20 protein-coding genes are annotated in these 24,392 nt (G+C 74.8%); 10 read left to right on the top strand and 10 right to left on the bottom strand.

Annotated features, from left to right (window positions below):
- The first annotated feature begins 1 nt into the window (after window position 1).
- From efeB to ACFZAU_RS24390, 3 genes are read left to right on the top strand one after another with little or no spacing between them, the layout of a single operon-like run.
- A complete protein-coding gene (efeB, locus tag ACFZAU_RS24380; RefSeq protein WP_500553918.1) occupies window positions 2-1,255 on the top strand; it encodes an iron uptake transporter deferrochelatase/peroxidase subunit in 1,254 nt (417 codons plus the stop codon).
- Window positions 1,256-1,271: 16 nt separating this feature from the next.
- Window positions 1,272-2,243: an iron uptake transporter permease EfeU gene (efeU, locus tag ACFZAU_RS24385; protein ID WP_500553919.1), complete on the top strand. Its 972-nt coding sequence runs from the start codon at window positions 1,272-1,274 to the stop codon at window positions 2,241-2,243.
- Window positions 2,167-3,120, top strand: a complete 954-nt coding sequence (locus ACFZAU_RS24390) for an SCO2278 family lipoprotein (RefSeq protein WP_500553966.1) — start codon at window positions 2,167-2,169, stop codon at window positions 3,118-3,120. Before efeU ends, ACFZAU_RS24390 begins: the two co-directional genes overlap by 77 nt.
- 25 nt (window positions 3,121-3,145) lie before the next feature.
- Here ACFZAU_RS24390 and ACFZAU_RS24395 read toward each other — a convergent pair whose 3' ends face one another.
- Entirely contained in the window at window positions 3,146-3,892 is a 747-nt protein-coding gene (locus ACFZAU_RS24395; RefSeq protein WP_500553920.1) for a bifunctional DNA primase/polymerase, read from the bottom strand.
- A 427-nt stretch (window positions 3,893-4,319) separates the two neighbouring features.
- Here ACFZAU_RS24395 and ACFZAU_RS24400 point away from each other — a divergent pair, with 427 nt between their 5' ends.
- On the top strand, window positions 4,320-4,991 hold the full coding sequence (locus ACFZAU_RS24400; RefSeq protein ID WP_500459687.1) for a biliverdin-producing heme oxygenase: 672 nt from the start codon (window positions 4,320-4,322) through the stop codon (window positions 4,989-4,991).
- 2 nt (window positions 4,992-4,993) lie between these two features.
- On the opposite strand, the gene ACFZAU_RS24405 is transcribed toward ACFZAU_RS24400, so the two are convergent.
- The 4 genes from ACFZAU_RS24405 to ACFZAU_RS24420 all read right to left on the bottom strand — a co-directional run bounded on the left by ACFZAU_RS24405 (window position 4,994) and on the right by ACFZAU_RS24420 (window position 9,172).
- Window positions 4,994-6,376, bottom strand: coding sequence for a serine hydrolase domain-containing protein (locus ACFZAU_RS24405; protein WP_500553921.1), 1,383 nt, complete (start codon window positions 6,374-6,376; stop codon window positions 4,994-4,996).
- Between the two features lie 75 nt (window positions 6,377-6,451).
- The gene (locus ACFZAU_RS24410; protein WP_500553922.1) at window positions 6,452-7,588 is read right to left on the bottom strand and encodes a YeiH family protein; all 1,137 of its coding nucleotides are present in this window, start codon (window positions 7,586-7,588) and stop codon (window positions 6,452-6,454) included.
- Entirely contained in the window at window positions 7,585-8,148 is a 564-nt protein-coding gene (locus ACFZAU_RS24415; RefSeq protein ID WP_500553923.1) for a cysteine dioxygenase family protein, read from the bottom strand. The genes ACFZAU_RS24410 and ACFZAU_RS24415 overlap by 4 nt, the downstream gene beginning before the upstream one ends.
- A 118-nt stretch (window positions 8,149-8,266) precedes the next feature.
- Window positions 8,267-9,172: a LysR family transcriptional regulator gene (locus ACFZAU_RS24420; protein WP_500553924.1), complete on the bottom strand. Its 906-nt coding sequence runs from the start codon at window positions 9,170-9,172 to the stop codon at window positions 8,267-8,269.
- A gap of 171 nt (window positions 9,173-9,343) precedes the next feature.
- Between ACFZAU_RS24420 and ddaH the strand changes: the two genes are divergently transcribed.
- Window positions 9,344-10,159: a dimethylargininase gene (ddaH, locus tag ACFZAU_RS24425; RefSeq protein ID WP_500553925.1), complete on the top strand. Its 816-nt coding sequence runs from the start codon at window positions 9,344-9,346 to the stop codon at window positions 10,157-10,159.
- A gap of 19 nt (window positions 10,160-10,178) precedes the next feature.
- On the top strand, window positions 10,179-11,720 hold the full coding sequence (locus ACFZAU_RS24430) for a phytoene desaturase family protein (protein WP_500553926.1): 1,542 nt from the start codon (window positions 10,179-10,181) through the stop codon (window positions 11,718-11,720).
- A 16-nt stretch (window positions 11,721-11,736) separates the two neighbouring features.
- Here ACFZAU_RS24430 and ACFZAU_RS24435 read toward each other — a convergent pair whose 3' ends face one another.
- Complete coding sequence (locus tag ACFZAU_RS24435; protein WP_500553927.1) at window positions 11,737-12,732, bottom strand: small ribosomal subunit Rsm22 family protein; 996 nt, start codon at window positions 12,730-12,732, stop codon at window positions 11,737-11,739.
- 723 nt (window positions 12,733-13,455) lie between these two features.
- Here ACFZAU_RS24435 and ACFZAU_RS24440 point away from each other — a divergent pair.
- Window positions 13,456-14,751: an MFS transporter gene (locus ACFZAU_RS24440; RefSeq protein WP_500553928.1), complete on the top strand. Its 1,296-nt coding sequence runs from the start codon at window positions 13,456-13,458 to the stop codon at window positions 14,749-14,751.
- Between the two features lie 21 nt (window positions 14,752-14,772).
- Here ACFZAU_RS24440 and ACFZAU_RS24445 read toward each other — a convergent pair whose 3' ends face one another.
- Window positions 14,773-15,648 (bottom strand): aminoglycoside phosphotransferase family protein, encoded by an 876-nt coding sequence (locus tag ACFZAU_RS24445; protein WP_500553967.1) that lies wholly within the window; start codon window positions 15,646-15,648, stop codon window positions 14,773-14,775.
- Window positions 15,649-15,833: 185 nt separating this feature from the next.
- Here ACFZAU_RS24445 and ACFZAU_RS24450 point away from each other — a divergent pair, with 185 nt between their 5' ends.
- Entirely contained in the window at window positions 15,834-16,763 is a 930-nt protein-coding gene (locus tag ACFZAU_RS24450) for a DUF6891 domain-containing protein (protein ID WP_500553929.1), read from the top strand.
- A 192-nt stretch (window positions 16,764-16,955) separates the two neighbouring features.
- On the opposite strand, the gene ACFZAU_RS24455 is transcribed toward ACFZAU_RS24450, so the two are convergent.
- On the bottom strand, window positions 16,956-17,909 hold the full coding sequence (locus tag ACFZAU_RS24455; RefSeq protein ID WP_500553930.1) for an SDR family oxidoreductase: 954 nt from the start codon (window positions 17,907-17,909) through the stop codon (window positions 16,956-16,958).
- Between the two features lie 207 nt (window positions 17,910-18,116).
- On the opposite strand from ACFZAU_RS24455, the gene ACFZAU_RS24460 reads away from it, so the two are divergent.
- On the top strand, window positions 18,117-18,959 hold the full coding sequence (locus ACFZAU_RS24460) for a helix-turn-helix transcriptional regulator (protein WP_500553931.1): 843 nt from the start codon (window positions 18,117-18,119) through the stop codon (window positions 18,957-18,959).
- Window positions 18,960-18,965: 6 nt separating this feature from the next.
- Here ACFZAU_RS24460 and ACFZAU_RS24465 read toward each other — a convergent pair whose 3' ends face one another.
- Together ACFZAU_RS24465 and ACFZAU_RS24470 are read right to left on the bottom strand one after the other, a co-directional pair.
- Window positions 18,966-20,792 (bottom strand): ABC transporter ATP-binding protein, encoded by a 1,827-nt coding sequence (locus ACFZAU_RS24465; protein ID WP_500553932.1) that lies wholly within the window; start codon window positions 20,790-20,792, stop codon window positions 18,966-18,968.
- A complete protein-coding gene (locus ACFZAU_RS24470; protein WP_500553933.1) occupies window positions 20,789-22,507 on the bottom strand; it encodes an ABC transporter transmembrane domain-containing protein in 1,719 nt (572 codons plus the stop codon). Before ACFZAU_RS24470 ends, ACFZAU_RS24465 begins: the two co-directional genes overlap by 4 nt.
- A 402-nt stretch (window positions 22,508-22,909) precedes the next feature.
- On the opposite strand from ACFZAU_RS24470, the gene ACFZAU_RS24475 reads away from it, so the two are divergent.
- On the top strand, window positions 22,910-24,391 hold the full coding sequence (locus ACFZAU_RS24475) for a sugar transferase (protein ID WP_500553934.1): 1,482 nt from the start codon (window positions 22,910-22,912) through the stop codon (window positions 24,389-24,391).
- Window position 24,392: the final 1 nt, after the last annotated feature.

The raw sequence follows: 24,392 nt of genomic DNA on the forward strand, positions 1-24,392 counted from the left end.
CATGTCCGAGGAGACCGTCACGTCGCGCCGCAAGGTGCTCGGCTGGACCGGAGCGGGCGTCGTCGTCGCGGCCGCCGCGGCGGGCGGCGCCGTGGCCGCCGTCCGCGCCGGGGACGACGTACGACCCGCCGGCGCGGCGGGCAGCGCGATCGCCTTCCACGGCGAGAACCAGGCCGGCATCACGACCCCGGTGCAGGACCGGCTCCACTTCGCTTCCTTCGACGTCAAGACCGAGGACCGCGAGGAACTGGTCGCGCTCCTGAAGGAATGGACCGACGCCGCCCGCAAGCTGACGCAGGGCCGGCCGGTCGGCGAGGGCGCGGTCGGCGGCCTCGCCGAGGCCCCGCCGGACGACACCGGCGAGGCGCTGGGCCTGCAGGCCTCGCGGCTCACCCTCACCGTCGGCTTCGGGCCCTCGCTGTTCACCACGAAGGACGGCGGGGACCGCTTCGGCCTCAAGGCGCACCGCCCCGCGGCGCTGGTGGACCTGCCCAAGTTCCCCGGCGACGCCCTCGACCCGAACCGCAGCGGCGGCGACCTGTGCGTCCAGGCCTGCGCGGACGACCCGCAGGTGGCGGTGCACGCCATCCGCAACCTGGCCCGGATCGGCTTCGGCAAGGTCGCGATGCGCTGGTCGCAGCTCGGCTTCGGCAAGACCTCCTCGACCACGCCCGAGGAGCAGACCCCGCGCAACCTGATGGGCTTCAAGGACGGCACGCACAACGTCGCGGGCTCCGACCGGGCCGCGCAGGACGAGCACGTGTGGGTCGCCGCGAAGGACGGCCCCTCCTGGATGGCCGGCGGCTCGTACCTGGTCGCCCGCCGCATCCGCATGCACATCGAGACCTGGGACCGCACCCCGCTGCGCGAGCAGGAGCAGATCTTCGGCCGGACGAAGGGCGAGGGCGCCCCGATCGGCAGGCAGCGCGAGCACGACACCCCGGACTTCAAGGCGATGCTCCCGGACGCGCACGTCCGGCTGGCGCACCCGGACAACAGCGGTGTGACGATCCTGCGCCGCGGCTACTCCTTCACGGACGGCACCGACGGCCTCGGCCGCCTGGACGCCGGGCTGTTCTTCATCGCCTACCAGCGCGACGTCCGGGACGGCTTCGTGCCGCTGCAGATGCGGCTGGCGAAGCTCGACTCGCTCAACGAGTACATCCAGCACGTGGGTTCGGCCGTCTACGCCGTACCGCCGGGCGTCCGCGACGAGGACGACTGGTGGGGCCGCGAGCTCTTCCAGAACGACTGAGAGGAAGTGACCGGCGGTGTTCGCCAACTACCTGATCGGGCTCCGGGAGGGGCTGGAGGCCAGCCTGGTCGTCTGCATCCTGGTCGCGTACCTGGTGAAGACCGGCCGCAAGGAGAAGCTGCCGCCGGTCTGGCTGGGCGTCGGCGCGGCGGTCCTGGTGAGCATGGCCTTCGGTGCCGCCCTGCAGTTCGGTTCCTCCACGCTCACCTTCGAGGCGCAGGAGGCGCTGGGCGGTTCGCTGTCGGTCGTCGCGGTCGGCCTGGTGACCTGGATGGTCTTCTGGATGCGGCGCACCGCGCGGCACCTGAAGGCCGAACTCCACGGGAAGCTGGACGCCGCGATCGCCATGGGCACCGGCGCGCTGGTCGTCACCTCCTTCCTCGCCGTCGGGCGTGAGGGGCTGGAGACCTCGCTGTTCATCTGGACCGCGGTGCAGGCCACCGACGACGGCGTGCGCCCGCTGGTCGGCGCGGTCCTGGGCCTGCTGACCTCGGTGGTGCTGGGGTGGCTGTTCTACCGGGGCGCGGTGCGCATCAACCTCGCCAGGTTCTTCACCTGGACGGGCGCGATGCTGGTCGTCGTCGCGGCGGGCGTGCTCGCCTACGGCTTCCACGACCTGCAGGAGGCGGGCTGGCTGCCGGGGCTGACGGCGAGGGCCTTCGACATCAGCGACGTAGTGCCCCCCGACTCCTGGTACGGGACGCTGCTGAAGGGCGTGTTCAACTTCCAGCCGGACCCGACCTGGCTGCAGGTCACGGTCTGGGCGCTGTATCTCGCGCCCACGATGTTCCTCTTCCTGCGCCCCGGTAGGGTTACCGCGCCGGCCGTTGAGCCGTCCGCCGCAGCCCCGAAGGAGCCGACGTCCGATGACCCGCAGGCCGCGATTCCTGCCAGCGCTCGCCCTGTTGACGTTGACGGCGGCACCGCTGACCGGGTGCGTGACGGTGCACGGGGAACGGGCGCTCATCCCGTCGGTGACGAAGGCTGAGGCCACCGAGGCACTGGACCGCTTCACCGAGGTCAACAACGAGGCGAACCGGAAGCTCGACGCGAAGCTGATCTCCTCCGTCGAGTCCGGCCCCCTCGGCGCCGTCGACGGGGCCGGTCTGCGCGCCCGGCACAGCGTCGACCCGGACGGCGACCAGGACTTCAAGGCGCTGAGCCTTCGCGACCCGCGCTTCCTGATACCCCGCCAGGTGGGCTGGCCCAAGTGGTTCGTGGCCGACGTCGCGCCGGACTCGGACGGCTCCGGCCCCGGCACGAACCGGTGGCTGATGGTCTTCGAGCGGGGCGGCGCGCGCGAGGCGTGGCGCGTTTCGTACGTCGCCTCCGTCCGGGCCTCCGCCGTACCGGAGTTCGCCCGCGACGGGCAGGGGCACGTGGAGCCGGTGGCGGCCGAGCGCTCCGGACTGGTCGTGGACCCGGGCGAGCTGGGCGGTGCCTACACCGGTTACCTGGCCGAGGGCGACGCGAAGGACGTGTCCGTGTTCGCCCCGGGCTCGTCCACCTCGGAACTGATCACCAGCCGGGCCAAGACCGCCCGTACCGCCCGCTCGGCCACCCAGTTCGCCGACCAGCCCGCCACGGAGGGGGACTTCGCGCCGCTGGGGCTGCGCACCGAGGACGGCGGCGCGCTGGTCTTCTTCGCCACGCACCACACGGCGAAGGTCACCATGCTGCGGGCGGGCGTCACGCCGCAGGTGGACGCGTACACCGAGGCGCTGATGACCGGCACCCCGAAGAAGTCGGTCACGCTGGGCCGGATCGCCCGCCAGGCCGTGCTCGTCCCGGCGGCGAAGGACGGCGGCGGTCAGGTCGTCTTCCTCACCCGCACCGTGGGCCTGGTCGCCGCGCGCGGGGAGTGACCCGCGGGGGGCCGTGCCGCGGGGGTCAGTGCAGCCAGCCGACCGTCTCGGGCTCGGGCTCGACCTGGGCGCCGGCGTCGGTCAGTACCGCGAGCAGCGGCAGCGGGTCCGGCAGCGGGCGGTCCGGACCGTGGCCGGCGACCCAGGCGACCGTGGCGCCGGAGGGCAGCCGGGAGGGCGGCAGCAGCACGTAGCTGGCGCGGCAGTGCCAGCGCAGGCCCGGGTGCTCGTCGAGGGTCTCGGGATGGCAGTCCAGCTCGCACGGCCACCACTCGTCCTCGTCGGCCGTGGCGCGGGTGGCGGTGAAGAACAGCATCCGCCCGTCGGAGACCGCGACGGGTCCGGCCGCGGAGCCCTCGGCGGCCAGCCGCTCCAGGGCCATGCGGCCCGCCTCCGCGGGTACGTCCAGGACGTCGTGGGCGATGCCGGTGGCCGTGATGAAGTTGGCCAGCGGGTGCGCGCGCAGCCAGCGCCTGACCTGCTCGGGGTCGGTGGTGGCCTGCGTCTGCCAGGCGAAGGAGACGGGGTGCGTGCCCGGGGTGGGACAGCCGATCCGGTCGCAGGAACAGCGGTAGCCGGAGACCGGCGAGGGATGGGCGGCGGGCGCCAGCGGCAGGCCCGAACCCGCGGCCTCCAGCAGGAGTTCGTCCCGGCGCAGGTCGTCCCCGTTCCGGCCACCGGCGGCCGCACGGACCGCGGCCCCGTCCATCCCGGCACCACGCTCCCCCGCCTTGCGGCGCAGCCAGTCGGACAACCTGCCCTTGGTGACCATCGAGCCTCTTTCCTCGCCCCGTGAACCCTTGCTCCACCCTACGTAACGAGGGAAAGGCCGTAGGCGGAATCCACGGATGGTGGAAACCATCCTGCTCCCCGTCCGCATTCCGGTGTCACGCGGGGTCCCCCTGAAGGGGTGATGTCGTACGCCCTGCCGTACCGGGGCGAAACACGACGGGGCCACCCATGAGGGATTTCACGGGCATAAGGGAATGATTTCCTGGTCACCGCTGCTCGCGGGGCGCGCCACGACGGCCTGCCAGGGCTGCGGGTCCGTGAGCACCGTCACCCGCGGGCCGACGCGCCGACCGCCCCGGGGGGCGGATCCGCGCTAGCCTGGTTTTCCGACAGCATGTCGGCAACTCATTGACTTAGGGTCTCCTAAGTTGCGACGATTCCTGCAGGCCCGACGCAGGAGGATTCCCTTGACGCCAGCCCACGGCTCCGTTTCCGCACCGTTCTCGGCCGTCATCCGCTCCGCGAGCCACGACCGGCACAGCGAGGCGGAGAACTCGGCCTTCCTCGGCGACCTGCTCGGCGGACGCCTGGGCGTCGCCGCGTACGCGCGCTACACCGAGCAGCTCTGGTTCGTCTACCGGGCCCTGGAGGACGCCGCGGCGGAACTCGCCGGCGACCCCGTGGCCGGCCCCTTCCTGCGCCCCGAGCTGTCCCGCGTCGCCGCCCTGGAACGCGACCTGGACCACCTGCTCGCGCCCGGCTGGCGCGAGTACGCCGCCGCGCTGCCCGAGACCCTCGCCTACACCGGCCGCATCGCCGGGACCGCCCGCGTGTGGCCGGCGGGCTACGTCGCCCACCACTACACCCGCTACCTCGGCGACCTCTCGGGCGGCCAGGTCATCCGCGGCATCGCGGAGCGGACCTGGGGCTTCGCCCGCAAGGGCGACGGCGTGCGCTTCTACGTCTTCGAGGCGATCGGCAACCCCGCGGCGTTCAAGCGCGAGTACCGGAGCCTGCTGGACGCCCTGCCGGTCGACGAGCTCGAGAAGCAACGCGTCGTGGACGAGTGCCGGCGGGCCTTCGCCCACAACTCGGCCGTCTTCGCGGCGCTCGGCCGCGAGTTCCCCCTGACGGCCTGACGCTAGTCGACGGGGGCGGTCCAGCCGGCGGGGTCGACGCCGCCCGGGACGGGGGCCGCCGGGTCGTAGGGGGTGCGGGTGAAGACGAAGGAGCCGAGGTCGAGGTGGCTGACGGCGCCGTCGGGGGTGCGCACGACGCGGAGGGTCTCGCCGTCGTAGTAGCCGTCCAGGCCGGTCCAGGTGCCGTCCGGCCGCGCGCGGAAGCGGGCGCCGCGTGCGGTGCCGGAGAGGGCGGCGAGCTCCAGGTCGCGGCCGGCGCGCAGGCGCAGTACGTGCGGGGCGGTGCCCCAGTACCAGGGGCCGGTGAGCGCGAGCAGGTCCGGGTCGGGGTCGGAGACGGGCCGCCAGGGCTCGGGGATGCGGGGCTCGCGTTCGGCGACGAGGCGCAGCAGGTCGGCGGCGATCGACGTGGCCGGGGCGCCGGTGGTCGAGTTGGCGAGGACGACCGCGCCGAGGCCCTCGGCGACGTCGCACCACAGCCCGGCCACGAAACCGGGCATCGAGCCGCCGTGACCGACCAGCACCCGGTCGCCCGGGGCCTTCACCAGCTGTACGCCGAGGCCCTGGTCGCCGCCCGGTGCGGCCGGCCGGCGCATCTCCTCCAGCGTCGCGGGCGCCAGCACCCGCTCGTCGCCCGCGGCGAGGAAGGCGGCCCAGCGGCACAGGTCGTCGGCGGTCGACCACAGTTCGCCCGCGGGGGACATCCGTCCGGTGTCCTGCACGGCCTCGGCCATCATCAGGTCGGCGTACGGGTGGACGGCCCAGCCGCCGGCGTGCGGGGCCCGCGGGCGGCGCGTCGTGCGGGTCATCCCCAGCGGTTCCAGGACGTCGGAGGTGAGCACCTCGTCCCAGGGCGTGCCGTCGTGGAGCGCCTCGACGACGGCGCCGAGGAGGGCGAACCCGGGGTTGGAGTAGTGGTGGCGTTCGCCGGCGGGGTGCAGCCGCGGCGTCGCGCCGAGGAGGTCGGCGGTCTCCGGGCGCAGTTCACCGGGCGTGCGCTCCCACCAGGGGCCGGGGGTCTCCGCGGCCAGCCCGGCGGTGTGCGTGAGGAGTTGGCGCACCGTGACCCCGTCGGCGGGGGTGCCGCCGATGTGCTTCTCGACGGGGTCGTCCAGCCCGAGGCGCCCCGCGTCGCGCAGCCGCATCACCAGGACGGCCACGAAGGTCTTCGTGAGGGAGCCGATCCGGTACTGGGTGTCCCCGTCCGGGGCGTGCCCGTCCACGCAGGAGCGGGCCCCGGTCCACACGGCCTCGCCGTCCCGTACGACGGCCGCCACGAGGGAGGGGGTGCGGCTGTGGGACTGGGCGACCGCGACGCGGTGCAGCAGCGCCCGGCGGGTGTCGGGGAGCAGGGCGTCGTCGGGCTCGGTCTGCGGTGTCGGCATGAACTCACCCTAGGCGCTGCCGTCAAGCGGGTTCCCGCGGCCACCCCGGGGTGCGGTGCGCGTACCGGCCGGGCGTCAGCCGGTCAGGAGCACACCCGCGTAGGACACGGTGGCGATGAGCGTCCAGGAGATCAGCCCGACCGCCGCCACCCGCGGCCCCGTACGCGCCAGGACGGGCAGGTTCACCATGCTGCCGAGTCCCACCATGGCCATGGCCAGCAGGAGTTGCTGCACCTGCTGCGCGCCGTCGAGAACGCCGGCCGGCAGCAGCCCCGTGCTGCGGACGCCGATCATGACGAGGAAGCCGACGACGAACAGCGGCAGCAGCGGGGTGCGTCGCGCGGAGGCCGCGGCGTCCGGACCCTCGGCACCGGAGACGGCGCGCCGCCGGCGCAGGCCGTAGGCGACGGCGGCCACCAGCGGCGCCAGGAGCGCGACCCGCATCAGCTTGACGAGCACCGCCTCGCCGAGCGCCGCGGGGCCCGCGGTCTGCGCGGTCGCGACGACCTGGCCCACGTCGTGCACGCCGGCCCCGGTCCAGCGGCCGAACTGGACGTCGTCCAGGCCGAGCGGGTGGTGCAGCAGCGGGAGCACGCCGATGGCGAGGGTGCCGCAGAGCGTGACCAGGGCGACGGAGGCGGCGACGTCCTCCTCGTCGCTGCCGGAGACCTGGCTGACCGCGCCGATGGCGGAGGCACCGCAGATGGAGTAGCCGGTGGCGATCAGCAGCGGCTGGTCGCCGCGCAGCCCCATGCGGCGGCCGAGCCAGAGCGTGCCCCAGAAGGTGGCGGCCACGACGCCGACCACCATCCCGGCCGTGGCCCAGCCGAGGCCGAGCACGTCGTCCAGGCCGAGCTGCAGCCCGAGCACGACGATGCCGACCCGCATCAGCCGTTTCCCGGCGAAGGTCAGCCCGGGGCGGGCGCGGCCGCGCAGGGTCGTGCGCAGGCCGGGCAGGTTGGCGGCGGCGATGCCGAGGACGACGGCGGTGGTGGGCACCGGCACCGCGGGCAGCAGCAGGTGCAGCGCGGTGGCCAGGGCGGCGCCGAGGACGGCGAGCAGCAGGCCGGGCAGCACGGCCACGACGGCCCGGCGGCGGCCCGCGCCGCTTCCGGCGGGACGGGCGGCCGGGGTCGCCCCGGCGGGGGCGGTCGCGGGCGCGGCCGGGCGCGTGTGCGTCAGGGGGCTGCGCGTCGGGGTGCGGAGGTTCACCGTTCGCCGACCGGCAGCCGGTAGACACGCCGCACGCTGGAGCCCAGGCGGGAGATGTCGGCGCCGTAGATGTGCAGCGATATCGCCTTGCCCGTGCCGCCGTTCCACACCTCGTGGATGTCGCCCGGCGGCGCGAAGCCGCAGACCTCGCCCTGGGCGTTGACCACGTCCTGGGTGGGGACCAGGCGGGAGCCGGCGCCGTCGGGCACCAGCCGGTAGCGGCGCTCGTGCTCCCGGCCCAGGTGCACGCCCGTGACGCACCACGACACGTGGTCGTGGATGGAGGTGCGCTGCCCCGGAAGCCAGACCAGGGCGACGATCGAGAAGCTGCCGTCCTCCTCGGCGTGCAGGACGTGCTGGCGGTAGCGGTCCGGGTCGCCCTCGGTGTGCCGCCGGGCCAGCAGGTCGGGGGCGCCGAGGTGCGGGGCGAGCCGTTCGCCCACCAGGTGCGCCGTCGGGCCGGGCGGCAGGCCGCGGCCGACGGTCTCGCGCACCTCGTCGACGAGGCGGGCCAGCCGGGCGGTGGGCGCGGAGAGCGCCGGAACGGTCGCGGAGGTCATGCTCGCAGCGTCCGTGCGCGCGGGCCCGCGCGTCCACTGACAGTTCCTTCACTCCGCTGTGCCCCTCCTTATGGATGGGGCGACGGACGGGGCGGACGGCGGTGCGGCGCTCCGGCGGTCAGCAGCCGCTGCGCCGCCCGGCGACCGTCCGGAGCGCGTCGAGCACCAGGGCGGCGGCCGGGATCCGCAGGTGGTCCCGCGGCACGTACGCCGCCACGCGGCGGCGGGAGACGGGGTCGAGCGGCCGGCCGGTGACCCGGTCCAGCCGCATGAACGACAGCACCAGTCCCGGCATCATCGCGACCCCCAGGCCCTCGGCGACCAGTGACTGCACCACGAGGTTGTCGTCGGTGGCGAAGGCGATGTCGGGGGCGAAGCCCAGCTCGGCGCACTCGTGGAGGAAGTTGACCCGGCAGCGCATGCAGCCGGCGATCCAGCGCTCGCCGGCCAGGTCGCCGAGCCTGACCGAGCGGGACCCGGCCAGCCGGTGCCCGGCCGGCATCAGGACCATGAGCTGGTCCTCCAGCAGCGGGATCTCGACCAGGTCGTCCGGCACCGCCTCGTGCAGCCCCGGGTAGGTGAAGGCCAGCGTGATGTCGCACTCGCCGCGGGTGACCCGCTCCAGCGAGTCGGGCGGTTCGTCGCCCAGCAGCTCGACCCGTATCCCGGGGTGCTCGGCCGCGAGCAGGGCCAGCGCCTCGGGGATCAGGGTGGCGTTGGCGCTGGGGAAGGCGCACAGCCTCACCCGGCCGGTCTCCAGCCGGGTCACCGCCCCTATCTGCTCCCAGGCCACGGACATGCTGTCGAGGATGGCCTCCGCGTGCCGGGCCAGCGCCTCGCCGGCCTCCGTCAGGCGCATGCGCCGCCCCACGCGGACGAAGAGCGCGGTGCCCACCGAACGCTCCAGCGCCTTCATCTGCTGGGTCACCGCGGGCTGGGTGTAACCCAGCGCCACGGCCGCGGCCGAGTAGGAGCCGGCCGTGACCACGGTGTGGAACGTCTTGATGTGCCTGGAATCGAACACCCATGAATCATAAGAGGAACTTGGGTCAACCCGGCACGGGGCCTCCCGGTGCTTCTGGGACCGCTGTGCCGGGGGGTGTTTGCGTCCGCAATCCGGTGCGCGGCGTCCGCTGTGGGTCCACCATGTCACTACGGGTCACACGGGCCTCAACCACACCGCGAGGAGCCTTCATTGAGCGCAGCGCGCACCGCCTCGTACCGCCGGTATCTGATGTGTCCTCCCACGTACTTCCGCGTCACGTACTCCATCAACCCCTGGATGGACCCCACGAAGCCGGTCGACCCCGCGCTCGCCCTGCTGCAGTGGGAGGACCTCCGCGACCGCTACCGCTCGCTGGGCCACACCGTCGAGATCCTGCAGCCGCTGACGGGCCTGCCCGACATGGTCTTCGCCGCCAACGGCGCCACCGTGGTCGACGGCCGGGTCTTCGGCGCCCGCTTCGCCAACCCCGAGCGGGCAGCGGAGGCGCCCGCGCACCGCGAGTGGTTCCTGAACAGCGGCTACGGCGAGGTGCACGACCCGGACCACGTCAACGAGGGCGAGGGGGACTTCGCCGTCACCGAGAGCTGGCTGCTGGCCGGGAAGGGCTTCCGCAGCAGCCCCCTGTCGCACGCCGAGCTCCAGGAGTTCTTCGGCCGCCCCGTCATCGGCCTGGAGCTCACCGACCCGCACTTCTACCACCTGGACACCGCGCTGTGCGTGCTGTCCGGCGACGAGATCATGTACTACCCGGACGCCTTCTCCCCCGGCAGCCGGGCGGTGCTGCGCCGGCTCTTCCCCGACGCGCTGACCGCCACCCGCCAGGACGCCACGGCCTTCGGCCTCAACTGCGTCAGCGACGGCCTGAACGTCCTGGTCCCCGCCGGGGCCACCGGGCTGCTGCGGCGGCTGCGGGAGCGCGGCTACGAGCCGGTGCCGGTGGACATGTCCGAACTGCACAAGGCCGGCGGCAGCGTGAAGTGCTGCACCATGGAGCTGCGCGACTGAGCGTGATACGAAGGGGCGCATGTCGCAGCAGCTGCCCCTCCGCACCTCGTACGACGCCGTGATCGTCGGCGGCGGCCACAACGGCCTGGTCGCCGCCGCGTACCTCGCCCGCGCGGGCCGTTCCGTGCTGCTGCTGGAGCGGCTGCCGGGCACCGGCGGGGCCGCGGTCTCCACCCGGGCGTTCACCGGTCTGGACGCACGGCTGTCCCGGTACTCGTACCTGGTGAGCCTGCTGCCCCGGAAGATCGTCGACGACCTGGGGCTGCGCTTCGCGGTGCGGCGCCGGCGCATCTCCTCGTACACCCCGCACGGCGACGGCGGGCTCCTCGTCGACGCCGAGTCGCCGTCCGCGACCCGCGAGAGCTTCGTCCGGCTGACCGGCTCCGACCGCGACTTCGAGGCCTGGCGGCGCTTCTACGGCATGACGCAGCGGGTCGCCGAGCGGGTCTTCCCGACGCTGACCGGGCCGCTGCCCTCCCGGGCCGGTCTGGAACGGACCGTGGACGACCCGGATGCGTGGTCGGCGCTGTTCGAACGGCCGCTGGGCGAGACCGTCGAGTCGCTCTTCGAGGACGACGTGGTGCGCGGCGTGGTGCTGACCGACGCCCTGATCGGCACCTTCACCCATGCCCACGACCCCTCCCTGCTGCAGAACCGCTGCTTCCTCTACCACGTCATCGGCGGCGGCACGGGCGACTGGGACGTCCCCGTCGGCGGCATGGGCGCCCTCACCGACGCCCTGGCGGACGCGGCGCGCGCGGCCGGGGCGGAGATCGTCACCGGCACCGAGGTGACGGCGGTCGAGACCGACGGCACCCGGGCCGAGGTGTCCTTCGAGGGCGGCGTCGTCGGCGCCGGCCACGTGCTGGTCAACGCCTCCCCGTACGCGCTGGCCGGGCTGCTGGGCGAGGCCGCCCCGCCGCGGCCGGAGGGCGCCCAGCTCAAGGTCAACATGCTGCTGCGGCGGCTGCCCCGGCTGCGCGACACCTCGGTGGACCCGCGCGACGCCTTCGCCGGCACCTTCCACATCGCCGAGTCGTACACCGGGCTGGAGCGGGCCTACCGCGAGGCGGCCGCGGGCACGGTGCCCACGGCGCCGCCGTCGGAGATCTACTGCCACTCGCTGACGGACCCCTCGATCCTCTCCTCCGAGCTGGCCGCCCAGGGCGTGCACACCCTCACCCTGTTCGGGCTGCACGCCCCGGCGCGGCTGTTCGCCGACAACCCGGCGCAGGCGAAGGAGACCCTCCTCAAGGCCACCCTGGCGCAGCTGGACGCGGTGCTCGCGGAGCCGCTGGCTGACTGCCTGGCGGTGGACGCGGACGGGCGGCCGTGCGTCGAGGCGAAGTCGCCGCTCGACCTGGAGCGGGAGGTCGGCCTGCCCGGCGGCCACATCTTCCACCGGGACCTGGCCTTCCCGTACGCGGAGTCGGGCGGCGGCGCCTGGGGCGTGGGGACCGCGCACGCGAACGTGCTGCTGTGCGGGGCGGGCGCGGTGCGCGGCGGCGGGGTCAGCGGAGTCCCGGGGCACAACGCGGCCATGGCGGTGCTGGGCGGCTGACACCTGACGCCGGGCGCTACTCCTGCTCGTGCTCGGCCGCGGGCGGCCACGCGTCGCCCCAGGCGACGTCGCGGGCCGCGCGGTACAGCCGGCCGTGCCGCTTGGTGACGGTGTCGCGGCGCAGGCCGTCCTCGACCGTGCACAGGTCGATGAGGACCTGCCCCTTGCGGATCTGCGGGTGCCGCACCACGCGGTCCGGTGCGCCGGTCCCGGCGGCGGGGAAGCGCGCCGCGGCGACGTAGCTGAACTTCTCGTCCTCGTACGGCAGGGAGCCCCCCTTGACCTGCCGGTGCAGCGAGGTACGGGCGACCCGCGCGGCGAAGTGGCACCAGTCCGGGGCCGTCACCGGGCAGGTGCCGTCGTGCGGGCAGGGGGCGAGGACGTGGAAACCGTCCGCGACGAGCCTCTCGCGTGCCGCGAGGACCCGCGCGTACCCGTCGGGGGTGCCCGGCTCGACGACGAGCACGGCGCCGCGCGCCGCCCTGGCGGCCTCGGCGACGACCGCGTCGCGGTCGGGGCCCGTCAGTTCGCCGATGACGTACGACAGCGTGACCAGGTCCGCCTCCGGCAGCCGGGCCCCGCCGCCCAGCGGCGTCTTCTGCCAGCGCGCGTCCCGCACCGCCGGGTGCTCGGACGCCGCGGCCAGCTCACGTCCGAGCGAGAGCGCCGCGTCCGACCAGTCGAGGACGGTGCTGGTGTGCGTCCCGTCCTCCCAGGCGTCGGCCACCGCCCAGGTCGCGGCGCCGGTCCCGCCGCCCACGTCCAGGTGGCTCGCGGGCGCCCACTCCCCCGCCCGGGCCCGGAACTCCGCCAGCGCCGCGCCGACCGCGGCGTGGGTGGCGGGCATGCGGTACGCCGCGTAGGCGGCGACGTCGGAGCGGTCGCGGAGGATCGGGGTGCTGCTGGTGGTGCGCCCCCGGTAGGTGGCGATCAGCCGGTCGACGGCCTGGGTGGCACGGCCGGGCGGAAGCCCGTCGAGGAGACCGGCGAGGGCGGATTGCAGGGAGGACACAAGGATCAAGGGTAAGGCCCGCCGGGACCGCCGCGGGCAGGGTGCACCGGAGGTGCGGGGCCCGGGCGCCTGGTGCGTCGTGCGGGGGGGGTGCGGGTCGTGCGCGGCAAGGACGTCGTGTACGCGGCCGGCGCCGGCACGGACGGGGACGGCTCCTGCGACGGCCTGCCGCGTGCTGCCCGGGCCGGGCCCGCGAGTGACCCGCGGCGCTCACGGGGCGGGCCCTCGTCGAGGGTCCCGCCCCGGCCCGATCAGCGCCGCACCCGTCGAAGCACTCCCCCCAACGTGGTGAAGGCATCCCCCGCGGACGACCGGGCAGTCCAAGCCGCCGGCAGCGCTTGGCAGGGGCCCGTCGCACGCGGCCTCTGCGCACCCTCGACCGGGAAGAGTCGGCACCCCATTCGGGCAGCCCACCCCGCCGGGCGCTGGAGGCACCAGCAGCTGACCCCCGGGCGGCGGGGCCTGACCGGGGCCCGTCGCCACACGCCCTCACCCCGCCCCCGATCGGCGCGAATTGGCGTGTCGTCCGGCCCACCACGTACGGGCCCGCCGGCACCAGGAGGCACCGGCAGCTGACCCCCGGGCGGCAGGCCCGGACCGGGGCCCGTCGTGACTCGCCCTCGCCCCACCCCCGACCGGGAAGAGTCGGCACCCCGTCCGGGCCGGCCGGCACCCGCCCGCCGCCGGGGCGGCTGTCGGCGGGACGGCCTAGGCTCGCGCGTCATGACCTCGTCGGGATGGCAATCGGACGGTGTGCGGCGGGACTTCGGGCGGTTGTGGGGAGCCTACGCGGTGAGCGCGGCGGGGAGCGCGGTCGGCTCCGGGGCCCTGCCGCTGGTGGCCGTCCTCGCGCTGGGCGCCACCACTTTCCAGGTGTCCCTCCTCGCGGCGCTGTCGGCGCTCGTGGGCGCCGCGCTCACCCTCCCCCTGGGCGGCCGTGTCGAGCGGCGCCGCAAACGGCCCGTCATGATCACCGCCGATCTGCTCCGCTGCCTCGTGCTGCTCTCCGTCCCGGTCGCGGCGGCCCTCGGTGCGCTCACCTTCGCGCAGTTGTGCCTGGTGGGCATCGTGCAGGCGGCCGCGGCCATCGTGTCCGGCGCGGCGAGCACCGCGCACCTCAAGGGCCTCGTCCCACCGGGTGACCGGCTGCGGGCCGTGTCGCGGCTGGAGACCACCACCTGGCTCAGCCAGAGCGCGGGGCCGCCGATCGGCGGGCTGCTCGTCACCGCCCTCGGGACGACCGTCACCCTGGGCGTGGACGCGTTCTCCTTCCTGCTGTCCGCGCTGGGCGTCCGCCGGATCGGCCGCCCGGAGCCGGAGCCCCCGGCGCGGGCCGGCTCGACCGGCGGCGGCCGGGACCTCCTGGCCGGCTGGGCCTACGTCCTGGGGCACCGCGGACTGCGACCGCTTTTCTGGAACGCCCTGCTCTTCGGCGGGGCCGTCATGATGAGCAGTCCGCTGCTGACCGTCCTGATGCTCCGCGAACTGCACTTCGCCCCCTGGCAGTACGGTCTGGCGCTGGGGCTGCCCTGCCTCGGGGGCGTGCTGGGCTCCCGCCTCACCGCGCCGCTGACCGGCCGGCTCGGCCCGCACCGGGTGCTGCTGCTGTCCGGGGTCCTGCGCACGCCCTGGCTCCTGCTGCTCGCCTGGGCGCCCCCCGGCCCCCTCGGGACCGTCGTCCTGATCACCGCCGACACCTTCCTGCTGGTGGCCGCCGGGGTCTTCAACCCGTCCTTCGCGACGTACCGCATGGCGGCGACGGACGACGCCGTCATGACCCGGGTGGTCACCGCGTGGTCGGTGGGGTCCAGGACGGCCCAGCCCCTGGCGATGCTGGCCGGCGGTGCCGTCGCCGCCGTGGGGGGCGTCCGGGTGGCGATCGTCGTGGCGGGTGTGCTGTGCCTGGGCAGCGCCCTGCTCCTGCCGTGGCGTGCGCTGCCGCCGGGGGCCGCGGATCCCGGGCCGGCGGAGTCGGGGGAGGAGCGTCCCGTCCCGTCGGGCTCCGGCGGACCCCATTGATGCCCCGTGCCCGGGACGGCGTCAGTCCGTCGACCCCAGAATGCGGTCGAGCGTCCGGCGCCCCATCCTGCTCATCGTCGGATTGCTCTCGACGTAGTACCAGACGACCCCCATCGCCTGCTCGAACGCCCATGCCTTTCCGCGCTCCCACTCCAGGTCGTCACAGCCCAGTGTCCGCCGGAGCACGTTCCGCGGGCCCGGCTGCAACAGGTGCCAGGCACCGACCAGGTCCAGCGCGGGGTCCGCCGGGCCGAAGCCGCCGGTGTCGAGTACGCCGCGGAGCCGGTCCCCCTCGACCAGGACGTTGCCGGGGATCAGATCACCGTGGCTCATCACGTCGGCACCCCTGCGCGGCAACTCCCTGAAGCGGGACCACAGTCGGCGCAGCCGCGGCACGTCGAGCATCCCCCGGCTCTCCTCGAAGCACTTCGCCATCCAGTCGTCGTGGTGGGCGAGGACGCCGCCACGGCCGTCCCCGCCGAACGGCCGCCCACGCGTCCCGGCGTCCCGCAGGGCCGCGATGAAGGCCGCGAGGTCCTCGGCGAAGGCCTCCGAACCACTCGGGTCCGCGTCGAAGGCGACCGTTCCCGGCAGCCACGTCTGGACCGACCACGGCATGGGGTAGCCCGCTCCGGGCCTTCCCAGGGCGACGGGTTCCGGAACGGGGAACCGCGACACCCGTGCCAGCTCCGCGCCCGCCCTGGCTTCCCGTTCCAGGACCGCCAGCGCCTCGGCGGCGTCGGCCGGACGCAGCGGGAAGCGCGCCGAGAGGTCGTTCCCGATGCGGAACACGGCGTTGACCGTCCCGGTCGACGGGACGCGCCGGATCCCCTCGCCGCTCCACTGCGGGAACTGTTCCCGGATCAGGGCCGCGACGGTTCCGGTCGTCACGTCCATGAGGTCGTCGTGCACGGTCGAGGGCCCTCCACAGGTCCGGTCCGGACGACAGCCAGTATCCGGACGCCGGCGCCCGGGTCAACCGGGATTCGCGGTACGGAAGGTGCTCGCGTGCGGTGCGTGCGGTGCGTTCCCTGCGTGCGCGGACCGTGGCCCCGGGCGGCGGTCCGTGCCAGGGTGGCCGCATGCTTCCCATCACCGTGTGCAGGGAGGACGGGCGGCGGCACGTCCGGGTCTCCGCGAACGAGCTGGCGGAACTGGTGGGCGGGATCGGGGGCGGTGACGGCCTGTTCCTGATCGTCCAGCGGATACCGGACCTGCCGGACCACTTCCTCCAGGTGTGGCACATCGCCGGGGACGACCACTACCAGCTGGAACACTGCGACGGCGGGTACGACCGTCACTACGTGGTGTTCGTGGACACCCCCGACCCCGTGGCGGACGTGGTGGCCGCGATGACCGGCTGGGCCCTCGGCGAGAAGGGCTGGGACGCCGGGCTCGCCTGGACCCGTCTGAAGCGGCGGGCGCCCAAACGGGCCCGCCCGCTCAAGCTCGACGACCACGAGCGCGCGATGCTGGAGGCACGGGTCCGCGAGGTGCTGGTCGGCGGGTACGCCACCCGGGCCGAACTGGCCGAGGTCGCCGAGAAGTTCCCCGTCCCGGGGAGGCGACGGCCGGTCTCCCACGAGCAGGCGCGCGAACTCGCCGACCGGATGTGGCTGGAGCGCGTGGCCGAACAGGCGCACTGGACGGGCGAGACCGACCCGGAACGACTCACCGCCGCGTTCGCGGCGCTGGAGGCGGCGGGCGTCTCCGCGCGGGAGCACGTCACCGGCCCCCTCCCGTCCGGCGGCGCCAGGACCGGCGCGGCGGGTGCGCCCGGCGTCCGCGGGTTCGTCCACTTCCACCCCGGGTGCACCGACGCCGCGGCCGCCGGACGCGGACTGCCCCTGTTCTACGGCGGGTTCGACGGCTCGTCCGGGACGACGGCGGCGATCGGCCGGGAGGTCGTCGCGGCGCTCACGGCGGCCGGGCTGCCGTGGGAGTGGGACGGGGAGCCGGACAGCGTCATCACGGTCACCCCGCTGGACTGGCGCAAGCGCCTGATCGGCTAGGGCCTGTTTCGAAAGTCCCGCCTGTCCCGCGACGCCTGGCACGGCACCTCGCTGCGTTGTCGAATCGTCCGAGTAGCCCACTACGAGGACGACTCTCCGCCTTGCGATGCACCGCACCAGACGCCGCGGGACCCGCCCTCCGGGCGGCCGACGCTACTTTCGAAATAGGCCCTAGCCGGCCGGGAGCGCCCGTCACGCACCGCGTCCTCCCCGGAAGGGGACGTCCACCAGTTCCTCCGAGACGTCCCAGATGCGCCGGGCGTCGTCGGCGCCGCACAGCCGGCCGTACAGCCGCTGCCGTCCGGGAGCGCCGCCCATGTGCGCGAGGCCGCGGGGCCCGTAGAACGCGCCCCGCTCGGCGTCGGGGTGGGTGGCGGCGTAGAGCGCGGGGAGCCGCGCGGTCCGTACCGTCCCCACGAGGATGCCGCGCGCGGACAGGGCGCGGATCAGGCGCACGCTCCTGGTGTCCTCGTCGCGGCCGACCTCGGGGCGGGCGGCGAGCAGGCTCGTCGGCGCGACCCCGGGGTGGGACAGGTTGCTCGTGATGCCCCAGCCGCCGGCCTCGCTGCGCCGGTCGAGTTCGAGGCCGAAGAGCCCGAGCGCGATCTTCGACTGGCTGTAGGCGCGCATGCCGTCGTACGACCGTTCCCAGTTCGGGTCGTCCCAGTTGATGCCGTTGCTGTTCGCCGCGACGCTGATCTGCGAGGTCACCCGCGCGCGGCCGGCCCGCAGGAGGGGCAGCAGACGGGCGGCGAGGGCGAAGTGCCCGAGGTGGTTGGTGCCGAACTGCAGCTCGAACCCGTCGGCGGTGGTCTGCCGGTCGGGCGGGGTCATCACCCCGGCGTTGTTGACGAGGATGTGGATGGGCCGGTCCTCGCCCAGCAGGGTCTCGCCCAGCGCCGCGACGGAGGCGAGCGAGGACAGGTCGAGCGCGCGCAGCGACACGTCGGCGCCGGGGACCTGCCGGCGGATGGCGGCGAGGGCCGTCTCGCCCTTGCCCGGGTTGCGGACGGGCATGACGACCTCCGCGCCGGCGGCGGCGAGGCGCGTCGCGATGCCGAGCCCCAGACCGTCGCTGGCTCCGGTGACCACGGCCCGCTTCCCGGACAGGTCGGGAACGGTGATGTCGATGGCTGTGCGTGGCATGTGCTCACTCCCTGATGTCGTCGTTGACCCCAACCCTGGGGGGAACGGCGGGAGTTGTTCAGGGACCGTCGATCCACTGATCCGCGGGGCGAGGCTGCCGCGGTGGGGCGGTGCCACGTGCGGCGCTGCCGCAGAGGGGGATCGCCGATCCGTGGCTGCGCGCGGGGGCGGCCGGTAGAAAGGAGGCAGCGCCGAGGGAGGAGACGCATGGAGATCGACCGGTCGGGGCTGGCGGCATTTCTGCGCCGGCACCGGGAGCTGCTGCAGCCCGAGGACGTCGGCCTCCCGCGCGGACAACGCCGCAGGACCAGCGGGTTGCGCCGCGAGGAGGTCGCCGTCCTCTGCCACATGTCGACCGACTACTACGCCCGGCTGGAACGGGAGCGCGGCCCCCAGCCGTCCGAGCAGATGGTCGCCTCGATCGCCCAGGGCCTGCACCTGTCGCTCCACGAGCGCGACCACCTGTTCCGCCTCGCCGGACACGTCCCGCCCGACCGGGGCGCGGCCGGTGCGCACATCAGCCCCGGGCTGCTGCGCATCCTCGACCGCCTCGGCGACACCCCCGCGGAGATCGTCACCGAACTCGGCGAGACGCTGCGCCAGACCCCGCTCGGTGTCGCCCTCACCGGCGACACGACCCGCCACACCGGACCGGCACGCAGCATCGTCTACCGCTGGTTCACCGACCCCGCCGGCCGCGCGCTGTACGCGCCCTCGGACCACCCGCTGATCTCCCGGATGTTCGCCTCCGGCCTGCGGGAGATGGCCACGCTGCGCGGTCCCGGGTCGCGCGCCGCGGACTACGTCGACCTGCTCCTCGCGCGGAGCGAGGAGTTCCGGCGCCTCTGGGACGACCACGAGGTCGGCGTCCGCCCCGGCCAGGTCAAACGCTTCGTCCATCCCGAGGTCGGCGAGATGGAGCTGAACTGCCAGACGCTGCTCGACCCGGAGCAGTCGCACCACCTGCTCGTCTACACCGCGGTCCCTGGGTCCGAGAGCCACGACAGGCTGCGGCTCCTGTCCGCGATCGGCGCGCAGGCGCTCCGCTGACCCCGGTCACCCCTCGTCGGGCGCGCCCACCGGTGCGGCGTCCCGGGTGCCGGGGCGCGGCGTGCCCGGCGACCCCGATGTGCCCGTCGTGCCGTGCCAGGAGCGCCAGAGGGCGGCGTAGGCGCCGCCGCCGGCCACCAGCTCGTGGTGCGTGCCGAGTTCGGTGACCACGCCGCGGTCCATCACGGCGACGCGGTCCGCGTCGTGGGCGGTCTGCAGCCGGTGGGCGATGGCGATGACCGTGCGGCCGCGCAGGACGGCGGCGAGGGCGCGCTCGGTGTCGCGCGCCGTCGTCGGGTCCAGGAGGGCGGTGGCCTCGTCCAGCACCAGGGTGTGCGGGTCGGCCAGGACGACCCGGGCGAGGGCGAGTTGCTGTGCCTGGGCGCCGCCGAGGTGGTGGGCGCCGCCGCCGAGCTCGGTGTCGAGGCCGTCCGGCAGGTCACCGGCCCAGCGGGCGTCGACGGCGGCGAGCGCGGCACGCAGCGCGTCGTCGGTGGCGGACGGTCCGGCGATGAGCAGGTTGTCGCGGAGCGTGCCCTGGAAGACGTGGTGCTCCTGGGTGACCAGGACGACCTGGCGGCGCAGTTCGTCCGGGGCGAGGTCGGCGAGCGGCACGCCGCCGACGGTGACGGCGCCGACGCGGGGCCGGTCGACGCCCGCGAGCAGGCGGCCGAGGGTGGACTTCCCGGCCCCGGACGGGCCGACCACGGCGAGCCGTTCGCCGGGCCGTACGTCCAGGTGGACGCCGTGCAGCACGTCGCCGCCGTGGCCGTAGGCGTACCGGACGCCGGTCACCTCGATGCGGCCGTCGGCGGGCACGGCCGTGGTGGGCGGGCCGGCGGCGGGGACCATGGCCAGGCCCTCGACGCGTGCGTACGACGCGGCGCTGCCCTGCAGGTGCTCGACCCACATCAGCAGGTTGTCCAGCGGCCCCACCATCTGCCGCAGGTAGATCGCGGAGGCGATCACGGTGCCGAGGGAGACGGCCCCCCGGGCGTGGAGCGCGCCGCCGGCGAGCAGCACGCACACGACCGGCAGCGTGTAGGAGACGTCCACGGCCGGGAAGAGGACGGTGCGCAGCCACAGGGTGCGCAGCCGGGTGCGGCGGGCCTCGGCGACGGCCGCCTCGGCCGTGGCGACGCGGCGCTCCTGCAGTCCGAGGGCCTCGACGGTGCGGGCGCCGCCCGCCGTGGCCGCGAGCTCCTCGGCGAGCGCCGAGTTGGCCTCGCCCTCGGCGAGGTAGGCGGCGCGGGCCCGGCGCAGGTACCAGCGCAGGGCGACCCCCATCACCGTCATGCCCGCCGCCCCGCACAGCCCGAGCAGCGGGTCGAGCAGGACGACGGCGCCGAGGACGAACAGCACCTGGACGCAGGAGATGAGGACCTCGGGCACCGCGTCGCGCAGTGTGACGGCGACGGCGGTGACGTCGCCGGTGCCCCGGGCGGCCAGGTCGCCGGTGGGGACGCGTTCGACGGTGGCGGCGGGGAGTGCGAGCGTACGGTCGAGGAAGCGTTCGCGGATCCGGGCCGCGGCGCGCTCGCCGAAGCGCGCGCCCGCCCTGAGGGCCTGGCGGGACAGCAGGACCTGCAGCACCGTGCAGGCGGCGATGGCGAGGGCCAGCCGGTCCACGGTGGCGAGGGCGGCGCGGCCCGGCGCGTCCTTGACGGTGTCCACGATGCCGCCGAGCAGCCGGGGTCCGGCGAGCCCGGCGGCCGCGGCCAGTGCGTTGAGGCCGAGCACGCCGGCGAACGCCCGCCGGTCGGCGCGGAGTTCGGCGAAGGCGGCGCGACGTACCCGTGCTCGGTCGGCGACCGGCAGCACCCCCGTCGTCATCGCGCCTCCCCGCCGGAGCCGCGCGCCACCAGCGCCCGGTAGCCGGCCTCGTCACGCAGCAGGTCGTGGTGCGTTCCGGTGGCGGCCGTCTTGCCGTCGACGAGGAACACGACGACGTCGGCCTGTTCGAGCACGAGCGGGGACGTCGTGGTGACCAGGGTCGTACGGCCCCGCCGCGCGGCGCGCAGCCGCGCCGCCATCGCAGCCTCGGTGTGGGCGTCGACGGCGGAGGTGGGTTCGACGGCGAGCAGGGTGTCCGGGGCGGCGTGCAGGGCGCGGGCGAGCCGCAGGCGCTGGCGCTGGCCGCCGGAGAGGTTGCGGCCCTGCGCGGCGACGGCGGACCCGAGGCCGTCGGGAAGCGCGTCGACGACGTCGTCGGCGACGGCGGCGTGGACGGCCGCGCGGACGGCGTCGTCGGCGGGTTCGCGGCGTCCGGCGACGACCTCGCGGACGGTGCCCGCGAAGAGGTCGGCCTCGTTGTCCGCGACGAGCACGCGCTCGCGGACCGGCCCGACGGGGACGGCGTCCAGCCGGACGTCGCCCCAGGTCACGTCGGAGGGGGCGAAGCGGCCGAGCCGGTCCACGACGGCGACGGCGTCCTCGGGCCGGGTGGCGGCGAGCGCGGTCAGCAGCCCGGGGCGGACCTCGACGCCGGAGTCGGGGTCGCGCAGGGCGGCGGGCGCGTCCGGGGCGGGGGCGGTGGGCCGCCCCGGGTCGTCGGCGTGTTCGGGCCGCAGGGCGAGGAAGCGGATGACCCGCCGGGCGGCGACGAGGGCCCGGGCGAGGTCGGCGCCGCCCTCGATGAAGAACGCCACGGGCACCACCAGCACGGCGACGTAGCCGTAGACGGCCACGAGTTCGCCGACGCTGATCGTGCCCTGCGCGGCCATCCGTGCGGCCAGCCAGGTCACGACCGCCAGGAAGAGCGCGGGGAGCCCGTTGCCGAGGGCGCCGACCCAGCTGGTCACGGCGCCGACCCGGTACCCCTGCTCGCGCAGGTCCGCGGAGTCGCGGCGGTAGCGCGCGGCGTACGCCTCCTTGCCGCCGAGGCCGCTCAGCACCCGCAGTCCGGTCACCATGTCCACCAACCGCGCCGTCAGCGCGCCCTGTTGCTCACGGTATCCGGCGCCGACGCCCTGCAGCCGGTGCAGCAGCGGCCCGACGGTCACGGCGAGCAGCGGCACCCCGGCCAGCACCACGGCGGCGAGCAGCGGGGATATGGAGAGCAGGAGCAGCGCGACGACGACGTACGCGACGACGGCGCCGACCCCGGGGCCGGTCACGGTGAGCGACTGGGCGATGGCCTGGACGTCGCTCATGCCGATGGCGACGACCTCGCCCGCGGTGACCCGGCGCGGCAGGGTGGCGCCGAGGCGCGTCGCGTGCGCCACGGTGACCCGGACGGTGCGGAAGGAGGCGTCCATCCGGACCTTGGTCATGGTCCGGTGCCGGGCGATGCCCAGCCACGCCGTGCCCGCGCTGCCGGCGAGGAGCGCCCCGGACCAGCCGGCGAGGGCGCCGTGGTCGTGGGCGCGCAGGCCGTCGTCGACGGCGCGCGACAGCAGATACGGGGAGAGGGCCAGGCTCACCGTCCACGTGCTGCCCAGCAGCGCGCCGAAGGCGACCCGGCGGCGCTGGCTGACGACCAGCCACCACAGGAACCGGACCGGACTGCCGATGTGTCTCGGGGTGGGCGCGATGCGGCTTCCTGGCATGGTCACACCATACTGACCGGGTCCGCCCGCTCCGTCACCCTCCCTCCCGCTCCGGAACGCGCCGTTCCGGCCGGCCGGAACCGTATACGGAACGGCCGTTCGCGGCACGCCCCCACCCGGGGGCGCACGAACCGCACGCCGGAGCGCGTCACGAGCGCGGACAAGTGGCCCTCGACCCCGTACGGTCAGGAACGGTCCGCGGACGGCGCCTTACCGCACCACAGGGCCCGCCGGCGGACAGATCAAGCCGAATGTGAACTTCAGGACAACTGGCCTCCGAAATTTCGTAAACCGCAGCGAACGCACAACTGTTTGGCATAGCGTTCCGGGTTACTACGGCGCACTGCTGCTTGGGGAAGTAGCGAGTGCGCCCACATTTGTCGCGTTGTGCCAGGGGGGTCCATGCGGCGTGTCGGTATACCCAATTCAGGCCCGACGGATACGTCTCCCGCGCGCGGCCGGACGGCCGCCCCGCGCGGGCTGAGCGACAAGGCGCGCTGGTATCTGCCGGCGGCGCTCGTCACGGACGCGGTGGGGGTCGCGCTCCCGGTCCTGGTCGTCTTCGACGCCACGTTCCAGCCGCACCCGGTGCTGTGCGCCGCGACCGTCGCGGTGGCCTGGCCGGCCGTCCAGACCGCCCGCCGCAGGTACGCCCGGCGCACGCTCGGCGAGTCGCGCAGCGGGCTGTCCGTGCTCTACGACTGGCTGGTCCTGCTCGGCGTGCTCGCGGTGGTCCGCGCGCTGCTCGGCGAGCACTCCGAACCGTCCGTGGCACTGCTCGCGCTCACCCCGGGCCTGCTGCTGACCACCGCCTGCCGCAAGCTGACGTACCGTCACCTCCTGGCCTCCCGGCGCGAGGCTCAGGCGGTGCGCCGGGTCCTGGTGATCGGCGAGCCGAGCGCGGCCGACTACGTCGTCGACCAGCTGGCCGCGCGCACCGACCACGAGTACGTCGTGGTCGGCACCATCCCGGTCGGCCTGGCCAACCTGGAGTGCGGCGCGCCCGTGGCCGCCCGGCTGGAGTCGCTGGCGCCGGCGCGGCCGGGCGCCGATTCCGGCGCGGTGCTGACCGCGGCGCGGGAACTCGGCGCCGACCTGGTGCTGGTCGCGCCCGGCCCGCGGATGGCGGGCGAGCGGCTGCGGCAGTTGTCGTGGTCCGTGCACGACGCCGGCATCCCGCTGGCCGTGCTGCCGGGCCTCACCGACGTAGCGGTGCGGAGGGTGGAGCTGACCTCCGCCGCCGGGCTCACCCTGCTGCACATCAGCCCGCCGCTGCGGCGCGGGGTCCAGGTGGGCCTGAAGGAGGTGCTGGACCGCGCCGGCGCCGCCGCCGGACTGCTGCTGCTCTCGCCGCTGTTCGGCCTCATCGCCGCGGCCATCCGGCTCGGTTCCAAGGGGCCGGTGTTCTACCAGCAGATCCGGCACGGGCTGGACTGCGTGCCCTTCACCATGTGGAAGTTCCGCACGATGGTGACGGACGCCGACGACCGCAAGCCCGAGCTCGCCACCGCCAACGAGAACGACGGTCTGATGTTCAAGATGCGCCGCGACCCGCGCGTCACACGGGTCGGGCGGATCCTGCGCCGCTGCTCGCTGGACGAACTCCCGCAGCTGATCAACGTGTTGCGCGGCGAGATGTCGCTGGTCGGCCCACGTCCCCCGCTGCCGGAGGAGGTCGCCCGCTACGACGAGGTCGCGCTGCGCCGGCTGTCGGTGAAGCCCGGCCTGACCGGCCTGTGGCAGGTCAGCGGGCGCTCGGACCTCTCCTGGGACGAAACGCTTCAGCTGGACCTGCGCTACGTCGACAACTGGACCTTCACCAGCGACGTCGACGTGATGGCCCGCACCTTCCGGGCCGTCGTGGACGGCCGCGGGGCGTACTGAA

This window comes from Streptomyces sp. NPDC008238 (assembly GCF_042956445.1).
Taxonomy (GTDB): Bacteria; Actinomycetota; Actinomycetes; order Streptomycetales; family Streptomycetaceae; genus Actinacidiphila.